Source organism: Enterococcus sp. DIV1059_2 (assembly GCF_051713685.1).
Lineage (GTDB): Bacteria > Bacillota > Bacilli > Lactobacillales > Enterococcaceae > Enterococcus_D > Enterococcus_D casseliflavus.
This window is the reverse complement of sequence record NZ_JBIOQK010000001.1, coordinates 1,839,973-1,853,504: the sequence shown is the minus strand read 5'-3', so window position 1 is coordinate 1,853,504 and position 13,532 is coordinate 1,839,973. Positions and strand designations below refer to the sequence as shown.

Below are 13,532 nucleotides of genomic sequence, written 5' to 3'. Positions count from 1 at the left end.
TTGTCCCCCTCTATTCTTGTGGTTCTTTCGCTTTTTCGACGATGTCTTGTAGTTCTTTCAAGAAAACTGACATGTCTTTAAACTGGCGATAGACACTGGCAAAACGGATATAAGCGATCTCGTCTAAATCAACTAAATCCTCCATCACATACTCACCAATCTGTGTTGTAGAAATTTCATTTTCACCAAGAGCACGAACACGACTTTCCACATGATCGACGATCGTTTCCATTTGATCCATTGTCACTGGTCGTTTTTCAGCAGAACGAATCAAACCCCGTAGGATTTTTTCGCGATTGAATTCTTCACGGGCACCATTCTTCTTAATGACAAGTAGGGGTGCCTCTTCGATACGTTCAAATGTTGTAAAGCGATAGCCGCAATTTTCGCATTCACGACGGCGGCGAATCACACGTCCATCATCGGCTTGTCGACTATCAACTACCCTAGAATTGTTATGATGACATTTTGGACATTGCATAGTTCCACCTCATTTTCTCTCTTATGCGCTTACGTATTTACGTAAAGTCATCGGTTTCTATGATTAATTATAACATGAAATCCGTTGGTACAATAGCCAAAGTGGTTTATTCTGTTCATTTATTACAAAATTTAAATAATGTTATAACTACTGTTTTTTTGAATTTGAAAAAACGGCAGAAATCTTTCTGCCGTTTCATTTCGTTATTTATCTTTCATTTGCAGCAAAGAAACAAAGTCATGCAAATTTGCTGGCTGTTCCATCTGCTGATTGCACCGTTGGCTATCACGACAAATATAGTTCCCCCGTTTGGTATACGTTCCATCGCCATTGATTTTCGTCAGAGAAAGAAACATCGAGACATTCCCTTCATGCTGACACAAGGGACAGATTCCTTTCTTGACCTCGGTTGAGACATGACCGTGAAGTCCTGTAAACCCTTGTTCAGTGGCAATGATCATAAACTTGCTTTGACTACCGATATCATCCCAAGAAAGATAGGTGGTCTCTTTTAAATCAACGGAAGCAAAATCAGGTATTTTCAGTTTTTTTACTTTCCGAAACATTTTTTCAATTTGTTTTGTTGTCGGTACCTGAAAGGGTCGGACGTACTCTTTGAGCTCTGTTAATAGCTCATTGCTGCGACTGATCGTCATCCCCGGTTGAAAGAAAGCAGCTAAAATTTCTCGTGGTGCTGTTTCTTCTTCAGGAAAAAATTGTTCTATGGCGTCTTTTGTCATCGTTTCAACCGTTTTGATCGTTCGAGGATCATTGACCGATTGATACGTTCGTACTAATTGGTATACTTGATGTTTAATTGAATGAAATTGGTAAGGTTCGATCATAAAAAAGCCTTCTTTCTAATTTTCCGTTTCCTATTGCGGCTGTTCTACTTTCTTGACAGTCGTACACAATGCATAAATAAGCATTTGATGACCACCTCCCAATATCTTTGCTGCTTTCCATGCGATCTTAATGGATTATAATGAGAGGTTGAGAAATTGTCAACTGTGTAGGTGGTTGTCTTTCAACCTCTCTTGTCTCATTAACCCAAAAATGCCTCGTCTAGAAGACGAAGGCATCCATGTTTGTTTATAATTTATCTTCAATTCCTGTGTAATGCTTCAGCTGGTCTGCATCCCGTCGATCATTCGAAGAAATTTTATTTGCATCGGGATTTTCAGCTCGCAATAGTTCTTCGCTGCTGACATTTTCAGGGGTGGTTCGATCATTGCGGGCATCACGCTCATCATTTTGATCATCTAGTTCATTGACTCGTTTTTGATCGTGCTCTTTCTTGATTTGACCTTCTTGTGCTTGTTCTTTTCCAGAGTGGGCAAGTTCTTCATTGTTGGTCCACTCACCGATTTTTTCTTTGGCTTTGCCAACGATCACATCTTTTTCATCTTTAAAAGTACCCATAGTTATCATCCCTCCTGTATAGTTTCATCATAACAAGCATTCTGTTTTCTGACAAAAGATATGAATGCGATACCAAACAGTCAGCAAAATGTTTTTCTTTATGCTATAATATGAGCGATTATTTTCTGAATATTCATACAACTGGAGGTGAAGAACCTGTCTAAGGTTCGACAATAGATGACAATCCTCGATTTCCAACAGGTTTCTTTCGTTCGCGACAAGAACTATTTATTAAAAGCAATCAATTGGCAAGTGAAAAAAAATGAGCATTGGGCGATTTTAGGTCTGAATGGTGCTGGCAAAAGTTTATTACTCCAAATGATCACGGGAAGTTTATGGCCTTCTTCTGGTCAACGAACGGTCTTAGGTGAGCGTTACGGAAAAACGTCTGTGCCCGATCTTCAACGGCGCATTGGTTGGGTCAGTTCAGCGCTGCAAAGCAAGTTTTATGGTCGCGATCTTGCCGAAGAAATCGTTCTTTCGGGGCTTTATTCCAGTATTGGTCTTTATGAGTCCTACGAAGAAGAGCAGCTGATCCAAGCAGAAGAGCTTTTGGCTGACTTAGGTTTGTCGCATCTGATCCATCGTTCCTATCACGTCCTTTCTCAAGGGGAAAAACAATTTGTCATGATCGCACGTGCCATGATGGCACAACCAGAGATCCTCATTTTGGACGAACCTTGTACGGGCCTTGATTTATTTGCGCGAGAAGAACTGCTAAGCCGTCTGGAGGCTTTTTCACAGCTGCCGAATACGCCGACTCTTCTTTACGTTACCCATCATACAGAAGAGCTACTACCGATTTTCACTCATTTGCTGATGTTAAAAAACGGCGAAGTCCACGCCGCTGGTCAACGAGAGACGATTTTTACTGAGGAGGTTCTCACCTCTTTTTATGATCAGCCGATCGTTCTTCACCCCTTTTCCAGCAATCGCGTGATCGTGACCCCAAAATAAATCAGGGCTGGTACTTTGATATTTAACCATTCATACACGATCGTCTTACTTTCCAAACCAAACAGTTTCCGACGTGTTTCAGCGCCAGTTGTTTTTGGAAATGATAGGGCTAGGTTTGCTATTGAAAGACAAATAGCAGGTTCCCTTTTGCTGAAGGGAACCTGCTGTCTTATCTATTTGTTTAAGGATGCTAACCAATCATCGATCTGCTGATTGAGTTGGGCGATCGTTCCTTGATTATCAAAGACAATATCGGCCCGTTGTTTCTTTTTCTCAATGGAAAGCTGACTGTCGATTCGTTGTTGCGCGTCTTGCTCACTCAATTGATTACGTGCCATCAACCGCTCTTTTTGAAGCGCTTCTGGCACATAAATGACTGCGGTTTGATCCATGTATTGGTCGTAGTCGGCTTCATAAAGCAAAGGAATGTCAACGATCAACAAGGGCACCTGCTGCCTTTTTTCTTCGATCTGAGACAAAATCTCTTGTCGAATAAATGGCGACAGCGTCTGATTCAGCAAGCGACGTTTTTCTGGGTCATTAAATATCAGGGCACCGAGGGTTTGCCGATCCAGGTGTCCGTCATCGGTCAAAATTTGTGGACCAAAGGCTTGCGTCACCGCCTGCAAGCCCTCCGTATTCGGTTCAACGACTTCTCTGGCGATGATATCGGCATCAATAATCGGTAAGCCCATTGAGCGAAAATGCGCGACTGCGGTACTTTTCCCAGTAGCGATCCCGCCAGTGACCCCTAAGACAAAGCTCATTTGCTGGACCTCACATGCAATTTTTGGCACTGAGGACAAAAGTGCGTCCCCCGTTGGGCAACTTTGGTCTTGACGATTGGTGTCCCGCATCGCCCGCAAGGATTGCCCGTCTGGCCATAGACATTTAATGACATTTGGAATTTTCCTGCTTCGCCCAATGCATTGAGATAGGTCCGAATGGTGGTCCCCCCTGCTTCAACGGCGCGTTCCAAGACATCGATGATCGCTTGATGCAACACGTTGGCTTCTGCTGGGGTGAGCGAATCTGCTGGTTGTTCAGGATGGATCTTCGCTTGCCATAGCGCCTCATCTACATAAATATTGCCCAAACCAGTCACAAGTTTTTGATCTAACAAAAGGGGTTTGATGGCTTTTTTAGACCGCTTCAATCCTTGCTCAAATGCTTCTAATAAAAACAATTCAGGCTTAGGCTCAGGACCTAATTGCATGATGCCTTTATAGGCTGCGCTTTGGTCTTTATCCACTAAAGTCATACGACCAAATTTTCTTACATCATGGTAATTTAACTGACTGCCATCCGTAAAATGGAAAATGACATGTGTATGTTTATCGACAACCGGGTCTGACTCAAAATACTCGTACTTGCCTTCCATTCGTAGATGAGAGATCAGATCATAATCTGTCAATTTAAAAATCAAAAATTTTCCACGTCGTTCAAATTTTTCAAAACGTTGCCCTTTCAACAGTGCCGAAAAGATCGGCACTTCAGGACTTTCGATGATTCGCGGCCAAAGGATCTCGACCGATTCGATCGTTTTATTTAAAACAAGTTTTTCAAGTCCTTTGCGGACCGTTTCAACTTCTGGTAATTCAGGCACCTCTGTTCACCTCATTTATTTTGCATCGTACCATGTTTTGCCCCAATTGCTGTCTGTCAGTAAAGGGACATGCAATGCAACGGCTTGCTCCATCACTTCTTTCACTAAAGCGTCAAGACGAGGCAATTCAGATTCAGGTACTTCAAAGACTAGTTCATCGTGTACTTGCAGCAGCATCGTTGCTGCTAATTTTTCTTCTTTCAAACGTTTCGCCAAATCGATCATGGCAATCTTTAAGATATCCGCCGCACTGCCTTGGATCGGTGTATTGATGGCGGTTCTTTCCGCAAAAGTCCGAATATTGAAATTGCGCGAATTGATATCAGGTAGGTAACGACGGCGATGATACAAGGTTTCAACGTACCCTTTGTCCTTCGCCTCACGAACCACTTCCTCCATATACGTTTTCACACCAGGATATTTTTCAAAATACGTATCAATGTATTGTTGGGCGGCTTTTCTGGTGATTCCTAGATTCTGGGATAAGCCATAATCGGAAATACCATAAACGATACCGAAGTTGACCGCTTTGGCTTGACGACGCATATTTGGTGTCACATCTTCTGCTTTTTCGATACCAAAGACTCGCATCGCTGTGCTTGAGTGGATATCTTGACCTTCGATAAAGGCTTCTTTCAAATGGGTATCATCTGAAATATGTGCCAACACTCGTAATTCGATTTGAGAGTAGTCAGAAGAATAGATCACCCAATCAGCTTCTCGTGGCACAAAGGCTTCACGGATTTTTCGACCTTCTTCTAAACGAATCGGAATGTTTTGTAGGTTCGGATCGACAGAACTTAATCGACCAGTTTGGGTCAAGGTTTGTACATATCGTGTATGGACTTTGCCATCCCCTTGGATCACTTTTAATAAGCCTTCTACATAGGTTGATTGGATCTTAGCGATTTGACGATAAGTCAAAATGTCTTCAACGATCGGTGCTTGCTCTTTTAGTTGTTCTAACACATCGACGGCTGTCGAATAGCCAGTCTTGGTTTTTTTGATGACTGGTAAGCCCATTTTTTCAAATAAGATCACACCCAGTTGTTTCGGTGAGTTTAAGTTGAAGGTTTCACCAGCTTCGGCGTAGATTTTTTCTTCAATTTCATGCAACCGTTGCGCAAATTCGCCCTTCATCTGATGCAAGCGAGACGCATCAACTTTGATTCCAGTAATCTCCATATCAGCTAAAATCATTGATAAAGGCAATTCCATTTCTTCAAATAGCGCTGTTTGATTCTTCGCTGCCAATTCTTCCGTAAGCTTTGGTGTTAGGTTCGTAATCGCTGCTACTTTACGGGCTAAATGAGCAAAGAAGTCTTCCTCATCCGCTGGCAGACCTTTTTTCGCACCTTTTCCATAAATCGCTTCATCCGATTGGATCGCATCATAGCCATAGTGAGCGGCAACACCTGCGATGTCATTATTCGTATCATTCGTGTCTAAAAGATAAGCTGCCAATAAAACATCAAAAGCGATTCCTTTTGGTGCGGTCGTGTATCGGTTTAATGCCACGTACGTGCGTTTGGCATCATAGACGAACTTTCTACGCTCCTCGTCTTTTAACCAATTGGTAAAGACTGGACTTTCAAACAATTCTTCACGATTGCTGACATAAATTTTTTCTTGATTGCCCCAAGCAACACCGACGATGTCTTCCAAATGATAGTTATCCCCCATCATCTCGACATACAATGCTGTGTCTCCTTGGAACATATCTTCTGTTACTTCTTCAACGACCGAAAACAAAATGTCTTCCATCTCAACTGGTTCAGCTGTAATCTGCAACTTCTCTAAGAAGCTATTAAAATTCATTTCTTGGTAGAATGGCACCAATTTCTCTAAATCTTTGCCTTCATATTTCAGTTTGTCGACATCGACCTCAATAGGCGCATCCACATCGATGGTTGCTAATTGTTTTGAAAGAAAGGCGATCTCACGGTCATTGATCAGGTTTTCTTTCATCTTGCTTTTTTTCATTTCATCGATGTGTTCATAGATCCCCTCAACGGAGCCATATTCCTTCAATAGCTTGATGGCTGTCTTCTCACCAATTTTGGTGACACCAGGAATATTATCGGAAGCATCACCAGCTAGTCCTTTCATGTCGATGATTTGTAAGGGCGTTAGGCCGTCATATTTTTCAGCCACATGAGCGGGCGTATAACTTTCAATTTCGCTAACTCCTTTGACCGTAATGTCAACTTTCACGTGCTCCGTTGCCAGCTGGGTCAAATCGCGATCGCCAGATAAAACGACAACGTCAAATAGCTCCTTGTCGACTTTATTCGCCAATGTACCAATAATATCATCGGCTTCGTAATTATCTAATTCGTAATATTGAACACCTAACGCGTTGATCAATTCGCGAATGTAAGGCATTTGTTCTTTAAATTCCCCAGGGGTTTTTGAACGTCCGCCTTTATAGTCTTCATACATCGCTGTCCTGAAGGTGGTTTTTCCAGCATCAAAAGCCACTAAAACATGTGTTGGCTGTTCTTTTGCCATCACATTTTCAAACATAGTATGAAACGCATAGATGGCATTTGTGTGCAGCCCATTGGCATTTTTAAACCGTTCTAATGAATTATGCAACGCAAAAAACGCGCGAAAAGCCACACTATTTCCATCAACGAGTAGTAATTTATTTTTTGGCATTTGATTACTCCTTTTCTCAAAAAGTTCCTCTTTATTCTATCAAAGAACGGGCACAAAAGCGATGAATTGCTTTGTTTTCTCTCTCATTTTATACAAAAAAAAAGGCGAGTTTCCTCGCACTTTTTTTAGTTGTTTTTTCCAAAGATTCGCAATAACGCAAGGAATAAGTTGATAAAGTCCAAATACAGTTGTAATGCCATGAAAACGGCCACTCCTGTATTTGCGCCACCATTCGTTGCGAAGTATACATTGCGGATTTGCTGATTGTCATAGGCGGTGATCCCCATAAAGACAAAGACGGTCACGATCGATAAGAAAAAGTCAACCGGTTGACTGCGTAAAATAAATACATTCAAGAGCGTCGAGATGATGATCCCGAGCAACAGACCATAGCCGATACGACCAACCACACTTAGATCACGTTTAGTCATGATCCCAAATGCTGACATGACACCAAAAGTGACAGCTGCTGAAACAAATGCTCCCACGATCGATCCAAAGTCATAGATCATCAGTGTCACAGACAAGGTCAATCCATTCAAGAGCGAATAGACTAAAAAGCCAGCAACGGTCAAGGACGGATTTTTCTGCGCCTTCACCCCTAATACAATAACTAGAATGATCTGTAAGATCCAAAGACCAGTAAATCCTAGCGGAAAGTTGCTGATAAATTGTAGGGTTTGCGCTTGAAAGACTTCCCCAAATATATAGGCTGAGATCGCACTGATCGCAAGCCCAACGCCGAAGAATAAATACACTTTTGAATAAAAGCGATTTAAGCCTTGGGCTTGGACAGTTTCATTATTTAAATTATTCATCTTGTTGTTCCTCCTCATTTTCTGCTACTGCTTTTGGTGGCTGGACCATGACCACAGCATCTAAAATACGATGATCTTCTGTGTTGATCGCTTCAACCGAAATAGTTACCACGTCTTTCATTTTATCCACTTTGATCACTTCGAATTCAAAGGTCAACGTTTCATAATGATATACAGGTTCAATAAAGTTTACCGAAAAATTGACTACATGAGAGCCAGGACCAGGCAAATGTTTCGATACGGCACTGGTGATGATCCCCATCAACATAATGGATGGTACGATGGGACGCTGGTACTCAGTTTTTTGCGTGTAGTCATGTTGTATATACAAAGGATTGGCATCATTAGTCAGCCCTAAATATAACAACAGTTGATTGTCTTCGATCGATTCTGTTAAGGATAACGAATCGCCTTCCTCGATATCTTCAATACTTTTTCCTATTTTTCGCGGTTTCCCTATATTCAAAATTTAATTCCTCCAAAAAGAATAGTTTCATCTGAGTATATTCTATCAGATGCCGACAAAAGTGCAAGTTCGCGGTGCTGCTTTTGCAAAAACTTCAGATGTAAAAAACTCTTGCAGCAAACACGCCACAAGAGTCTTTGATTACAATACGTTACGAGTTGTATTGCTTAATAGTTTTTCATAGGCTGTTTCAAATTTTTGCACATCGCCTGCTCCCATGAAAATCACGACAGCATTTTGATGATCCAATAGCGGAGATACGTTCTCTTCTTTGATCACAGTTCCGCCTTTTTGGATTTTCTTGCCTAGATCTTCAATTTTAACATCTCCTCGTGATTCACGAGCAGATCCAAAAATGTCACATAGATAGACATGGTCTGCAAGATCCAATGCTTCCGCAAATTCATCCATCAAAGCGATCGTGCGGGTAAAGGTATGTGGCTGGAAGACAGCAATAATTTCTTTCTCTGGATATTTTTGACGAGCGCCATCGATCGTTGCTTTGATTTCTGCAGGATGGTGGGCGTAGTCGTCCACGATCGTCATATCCGCCACGATTTTTTCGCTAAAGCGGCGTTTCACTCCAGGAAATGAAATCATCTCAGCGGCAACTTCTTTCATATCCAATCCTTCTTTGTAAGCCACAGCGATCACACTTAATGCGTTGTTGATGTTGTGCTGACCAAACGCTGGCAAGACAAAATGGCCAATATTTTCACCATGGATAAAGACGTCGAACTCTGAACCTTGGGTGGTGCGTTCAATATTTTTTGCTTGGACATCGTCGTTATCGTTGACGCCGTAATAGTAGATTGGGACATCGGCTTCAAGTTTACGCAAGTATTCATCATCACCAAAAGCAAAGATGCCTTTTTTCACTTGACTTGCCATCGATTGAAAGGCTGAGAAGACATCCTCGATCGAGTGGAAGTAGTCTGGGTGATCAAAATCGATGTTGGTCATGATTGCATAATCCGGTGAATACGCTAAGAAATGACGACGGTATTCACAGGCTTCAAATGAAAAGAATTCCGCATCAGGTTCCCCATGACCAGTCCCATCGCCAATCAAGAAACTTGTTGGACGGATGCCGCTTAAGACATGAGAAAGCAATCCTGTCGTACTGGTTTTCCCGTGAGAACCGGTCACCGCAATACTCGTATAGGGCTGAATGAATTGGCCAATAAAGTCATGATAACGAGTAACTTCTAAACCAAGTTCTTTTGCCCGTACGATTTCTTCGTGGGTGTCAGGGAAAGCATTCCCTTGGATAATGACCATTTCTGGTTGAATGTTTGCTTTATCGAAAGGCAACAATTTGATCGCTGCTTTTTCTAGATCACGTTGAGTGAAGAAATATTCTTCCACATCAGAGCCTTGTACTTGGTAGCCTTTTTCGTGCAGAATCAAAGCCAATGAACTCATACCGGAACCTTTGATTCCAACAAAATGATGTATTTTGTTTTGATTTTCCATTATTATAATCCTCTTTTCTCAAATCCGCGTCGTAAAAAAACGCGTGTATTGACAAATATCAGGTTGTCACACGACCTACATTATCATACAAAATGAAAAAAATAGCAACGAGTTTTATTTTTCGACTTGACTTTTCTCATCATTTCCTATTTCTAGCAAACGTCCACGACATTTTCCACAAACATATTTTTTGATATCCACACGTCGCTGCCGCCGAATCTCGCAGCCGCAATTTTGGCATCGATAGCGATGTTTGGCTGTCCTTTTGGCAGGAGGTGCATAACGCAAGCCTCCCGTTCTTGCCAGCAATGCTTTAAAGGCAGGATCTTGGTGACGGTGACCAAGACCTGCTAAGTGCAAATGATAATGACACAATTCATGCTTGATAATGCCGATAAAAACCTCCATCCCGTGTTCTGTGAGCATGGTTGGATTGAAATCCAAGTGGTGATCACTTAGATGGTAGCGGCCACCGGTTGTTTTTAAGCGAGAATTAAACACCGCTCGATGCGTGAATGGTTTGTTGAAAACAGACAGCGACAGCTCTTCCACCAAATGATGCAGTTCTTGTTGGGTCATTTTGCATTTCCCGGATCGACCATCGTTAAACTGATACGGCCTTTTTTGACATCTACTTGCTCGATCCAAACGGTTACGACATCACCGACGGAAACAACGTCTTTCGGATGCTTTACAAACGAACGGCTCAGCTTCGACAAATGCACCAGTCCATCTTGTTTGACACCGATATCGACGAAAGCACCAAAGTCGATCACATTTCGAACCGTTCCCTTCAGTTCCATTCCCGGTTTTAGGTCCTCCATACTCAGCACATCTTTGCGCAATAATGGGGCTGGCATTTCATCACGCATATCGCGTCCAGGCTGCATTAACGCCTTTAGGATATCCGTGATGGTTTCTTTGCCGACTGACAATTTTGCGGAAAGCTCCGCTGGGCGTAGTTGGGCAAGTTTCGCTTTATTTTCTTCCATTTGCTCTTTCCCTAGCTCCGCTAAAGAAATACCTGCGATCGCCAAAATTTCTTTGGCAGTGTCATAACTTTCTGGATGGATCCCGGTATTGTCCAAAATGACTTTTCCGCCAGGTATCCGCATAAAGCCGATCGCCTGTTCATAAGCTTTTGGTCCTAAGCGAGGGACTTTTTTCAGTTGATTCCGCTGCGTAAATACACCATTTTCTTCTCGATAAGTCACGATATTTTGAGCAGTGGTTTTATTTAAACCAGCTACATGCTGCAAGAGTGCCGCACTTGCGGTATTGACGTCAACGCCAACTTGGTTGACAACAGTCTCAACAACAAAATCCAATTGTTCAGCGAGGCGTTTTTGCGAAACGTCATGCTGGTATTGTCCGACGCCCACGGATTGTGGATCAATTTTGACTAATTCTGCCAAGGGATCTTGCAGACGGCGACCAATACTGATGGCGCTGCGTTCTTCCACTTGCAGATCAGGGAATTCTTGACGAGCGATCGGACTGGCAGAATAAACAGAAGCGCCTGCCTCATTCACGATCACATAATATACTTCTTGATCGATCAATTTTAATTGTTCAGCGACGAATTGCTCTGATTCCCGACTCGCAGTCCCATTACCGATTGCGACCATCTCGACTTTATAGGTTTGTAATAAGCGACGAAACGCTGGTCCGGCAGCTTCTCGCTTATTCATAGGCGCTGGTTTATGAGGATAGATCACTTCGATCGCTAGTACTTTTCCAGTCTCATCAATGACAGCTAGTTTACAGCCTGTACGATACGCTGGATCAAAACCTAAAACGACTTTGCCCTTCAATGGCGGCTGCAGCAACAGATTGCGAAGATTTTCTCCAAAAATCGCAATTGCTTGTTCGTCAGCTTTTTCTGTCAATTCATTGCGGATCTCTCGTTCGATGGCTGGTGAAATAAACCGTTTCAGCGCATCAGCAGCTGCAGCTTCAACAAAACCGGCTGCGGGTGAATCCCTATTCGTGATCAATTTGCGACGTAGGTAATCCATGATTTTTTCTTCATCTGCCACAAGGGCGACCTTCAAGATGTCTTCTTGTTCCCCACGATTAGTGGCTAAAATTCGGTGGGATACCATCTTATTGATAGGATGCTGGAAATCGTAATACATTTCATAAACGCCTTTTTCATCTTTTTCAGCATTTTTGACTGTGCTTTGATACAGTCCTTTGTTTGTGTAATAGCTGCGGATCCAACTACGAAACTCTGCAGTATCACCAACGCCTTCTGCAATGATCTCGTGCGCGCCTGCTAAGGCATCTTCTACAGTAGGAACAGCATCACTGATAAATTCGGCCGCTTTTTCTTGAACGTCACCTGCTTTTGGGAAGCTTAACAGCCATTGAGCAAATGGTTCCAAGCCGTTCTCTTTGGCGATCGTCGCTTTGGTGCGTCGTTTTTGTTTATAAGGACGATACAGGTCTTCGACGGCCTGCATTTTTGTCGCAGCTAAAATCGCCTGTGATAGTTCAGGCGTTAGCTTTTCTTGTTCTTCTATCAAACGCAAAACCTCTTGCTTGCGTTTCTCTAAGTTTTCTAAGTACTGGTATCGCTCTTCAATTTCTCGAATCTGAACTTCGTCAAGTCCATTCGTCATTTCTTTACGGTAGCGGGCAATAAAGGGGACGGTATTTCCTTCTTGCAATAACTGCAACACCGTACTGATTTGTTTTTGGGTAAAAGCGGTTAATTCTTGTTTTACTAAATCAAGTACCTCTTGATTCATTTCTGCCATTTGTTCTCACCTTTCCTTTGTTGCTTTTGCTATTTTAACATAAAAAAGACAGCCATTGAGCGAACAAGATTGCACGAAAACAATGTTGCTTTCGCGACTCTTGTTATGGCTGCTTTTGTCTTTTATCAAAAAGACTTTTAAAAGTCTGGTTGCCAAGGAACTGCTAAATTTTGGTATTCGATGTCCTGAACGATCCCTTTATCATCAAAAATCACGCCATGCACCGATCCACCAAATACTGCCCCGCCATCGATGCCGATTTTGTCGTCTTGTTGCCATAGATCCGTCGTCTGCATATCTCCATGCAGCATGGGCGTGATGGTATGGCCAAAAACGATCGTTTTTCCTGTACGGTTTTTTCCTTTATGAAACGGCTCGCGAATCCAGATAAAATCATGGTCTGCGGTCTTACGCCAATCTTTTTTACTTAAATCCACGCCCGCATGAACAAAGAGATACTTTCCCCATTCGTAATAAAGCGGTCGCTCCATCAAAAACTCTATTAAGTCTCGATAGCTACTGCGGATCATTAAGGCGATTTCCGTCGGCGAATACTCCTCAGTAGCGCCTGTATGCAAAAGACTTTCAATCGTTTCTTTGCCGCCGTTGCGTACGTAAGCGGCAAACCAATCCTCAGGGGCATTTAGAAATTGCAGAAAATACTCCTCGTGATTGCCGCGTAAATAAATCGCTTGGTATTCTTCGACTAACTTTTTTCCCAGAAAAAAACACTCTTTTGACTTCGGCCCCCGATCATTTAAGTCACCAATCAAAAGCAGCTGATGGAGCTTAGGGTCATAATCGGTAAGAAGTTTTTTAAACAGATCGGCCATTCCATGAATATCACTGATTGCATATAGATAGTTTTGCATAGTCATTTCCT

Annotated in this window: 13 protein-coding genes; 1 reads left to right on the top strand and 12 read right to left on the bottom strand. The window is 42.5% G+C overall.

The features are described 5' to 3' along the window. Window positions 1-10: 10 nt before the first annotated feature. From nrdR to IGI72_RS08570, 3 genes are all read right to left on the bottom strand, one after another. A complete protein-coding gene (gene nrdR, locus IGI72_RS08580; protein ID WP_005226004.1) occupies window positions 11-481 on the bottom strand; it encodes a transcriptional regulator NrdR in 471 nt (156 codons plus the stop codon). A 203-nt stretch (window positions 482-684) separates the two neighbouring features. Further along, window positions 685-1,326 (bottom strand): FusB/FusC family EF-G-binding protein, encoded by a 642-nt coding sequence (locus IGI72_RS08575; protein ID WP_438753849.1) that lies wholly within the window; start codon window positions 1,324-1,326, stop codon window positions 685-687. Window positions 1,327-1,573: 247 nt separating this feature from the next. Further along, window positions 1,574-1,912 carry a hypothetical protein gene (locus tag IGI72_RS08570; protein WP_016609515.1) on the bottom strand — a complete coding sequence of 113 codons (339 nt, stop codon included), beginning with the start codon at window positions 1,910-1,912 and terminating at the stop codon, window positions 1,574-1,576. Window positions 1,913-2,080: 168 nt separating this feature from the next. Here IGI72_RS08570 and IGI72_RS08565 point away from each other — a divergent pair, with 168 nt between their 5' ends. Further along, on the top strand, window positions 2,081-2,860 hold the full coding sequence (locus tag IGI72_RS08565; RefSeq protein WP_428214405.1) for an ABC transporter ATP-binding protein: 780 nt from the start codon (window positions 2,081-2,083) through the stop codon (window positions 2,858-2,860). 173 nt (window positions 2,861-3,033) lie between these two features. Here the strand turns inward: IGI72_RS08565 and coaE are convergent, their stop codons facing one another. The 9 genes from coaE to IGI72_RS08520 form a co-directional block, all read right to left on the bottom strand. Beyond that, window positions 3,034-3,627 carry a dephospho-CoA kinase gene (gene coaE, locus IGI72_RS08560; protein WP_428214406.1) on the bottom strand — a complete coding sequence of 198 codons (594 nt, stop codon included), beginning with the start codon at window positions 3,625-3,627 and terminating at the stop codon, window positions 3,034-3,036. Beyond that, window positions 3,624-4,466 (bottom strand): DNA-formamidopyrimidine glycosylase, encoded by an 843-nt coding sequence (gene mutM / locus IGI72_RS08555; RefSeq protein ID WP_225000800.1) that lies wholly within the window; start codon window positions 4,464-4,466, stop codon window positions 3,624-3,626. Before mutM ends, coaE begins: the two co-directional genes overlap by 4 nt. 15 nt (window positions 4,467-4,481) lie before the next feature. Then, entirely contained in the window at window positions 4,482-7,127 is a 2,646-nt protein-coding gene (gene polA, locus IGI72_RS08550; RefSeq protein WP_438753846.1) for a DNA polymerase I, read from the bottom strand. A 125-nt stretch (window positions 7,128-7,252) separates the two neighbouring features. Then, the gene (locus IGI72_RS08545) at window positions 7,253-7,945 is read right to left on the bottom strand and encodes a Bax inhibitor-1/YccA family protein (RefSeq protein ID WP_005231333.1); all 693 of its coding nucleotides are present in this window, start codon (window positions 7,943-7,945) and stop codon (window positions 7,253-7,255) included. Further along, window positions 7,938-8,411, bottom strand: a complete 474-nt coding sequence (locus tag IGI72_RS08540) for a MaoC family dehydratase (RefSeq protein ID WP_005225996.1) — start codon at window positions 8,409-8,411, stop codon at window positions 7,938-7,940. The genes IGI72_RS08545 and IGI72_RS08540 overlap by 8 nt, the downstream gene beginning before the upstream one ends. Before the next feature lie 141 nt (window positions 8,412-8,552). Continuing rightward, the gene (gene murC / locus IGI72_RS08535; protein ID WP_005225995.1) at window positions 8,553-9,887 is read right to left on the bottom strand and encodes a UDP-N-acetylmuramate--L-alanine ligase; all 1,335 of its coding nucleotides are present in this window, start codon (window positions 9,885-9,887) and stop codon (window positions 8,553-8,555) included. 114 nt (window positions 9,888-10,001) lie between these two features. After that, window positions 10,002-10,466, bottom strand: coding sequence for a SprT family protein (locus IGI72_RS08530; protein ID WP_428214408.1), 465 nt, complete (start codon window positions 10,464-10,466; stop codon window positions 10,002-10,004). Next, on the bottom strand, window positions 10,463-12,649 hold the full coding sequence (locus IGI72_RS08525; protein ID WP_016609520.1) for a Tex family protein: 2,187 nt from the start codon (window positions 12,647-12,649) through the stop codon (window positions 10,463-10,465). The genes IGI72_RS08530 and IGI72_RS08525 overlap by 4 nt, the downstream gene beginning before the upstream one ends. Before the next feature lie 137 nt (window positions 12,650-12,786). Then, window positions 12,787-13,521, bottom strand: a complete 735-nt coding sequence (locus IGI72_RS08520) for a metallophosphoesterase family protein (protein ID WP_438753844.1) — start codon at window positions 13,519-13,521, stop codon at window positions 12,787-12,789. Window positions 13,522-13,532 lie beyond the last annotated feature (11 nt).

Bases quoted from the DNA above. Each gene is read 5' to 3' on its own strand.
- IGI72_RS08530 (WP_428214408.1), bottom strand. From the start codon at position 10,466: ATGACCCAACAAGAACTGCATCATTTGGTGGAAGAGCTGTCGCTGTCT.
- IGI72_RS08570 (WP_016609515.1), bottom strand. From the start codon at position 1,912: ATGATAACTATGGGTACTTTTAAAGATGAAAAAGATGTGATCGTTGGC.
- IGI72_RS08545 (WP_005231333.1), bottom strand. From the start codon at position 7,945: ATGAATAATTTAAATAATGAAACTGTCCAAGCCCAAGGCTTAAATCGC.
- IGI72_RS08525 (WP_016609520.1), bottom strand. From the start codon at position 12,649: ATGGCAGAAATGAATCAAGAGGTACTTGATTTAGTAAAACAAGAATTA.
- IGI72_RS08520 (WP_438753844.1), bottom strand. From the start codon at position 13,521: ATGCAAAACTATCTATATGCAATCAGTGATATTCATGGAATGGCCGAT.
- IGI72_RS08575 (WP_438753849.1), bottom strand. From the start codon at position 1,326: ATGATCGAACCTTACCAATTTCATTCAATTAAACATCAAGTATACCAA.
- polA (WP_438753846.1), bottom strand. From the start codon at position 7,127: ATGCCAAAAAATAAATTACTACTCGTTGATGGAAATAGTGTGGCTTTT.
- coaE (WP_428214406.1), bottom strand. From the start codon at position 3,627: ATGAGCTTTGTCTTAGGGGTCACTGGCGGGATCGCTACTGGGAAAAGT.
- nrdR (WP_005226004.1), bottom strand. From the start codon at position 481: ATGCAATGTCCAAAATGTCATCATAACAATTCTAGGGTAGTTGATAGT.
- murC (WP_005225995.1), bottom strand. From the start codon at position 9,887: ATGGAAAATCAAAACAAAATACATCATTTTGTTGGAATCAAAGGTTCC.
- IGI72_RS08565 (WP_428214405.1), top strand. From the start codon at position 2,081: ATGACAATCCTCGATTTCCAACAGGTTTCTTTCGTTCGCGACAAGAAC.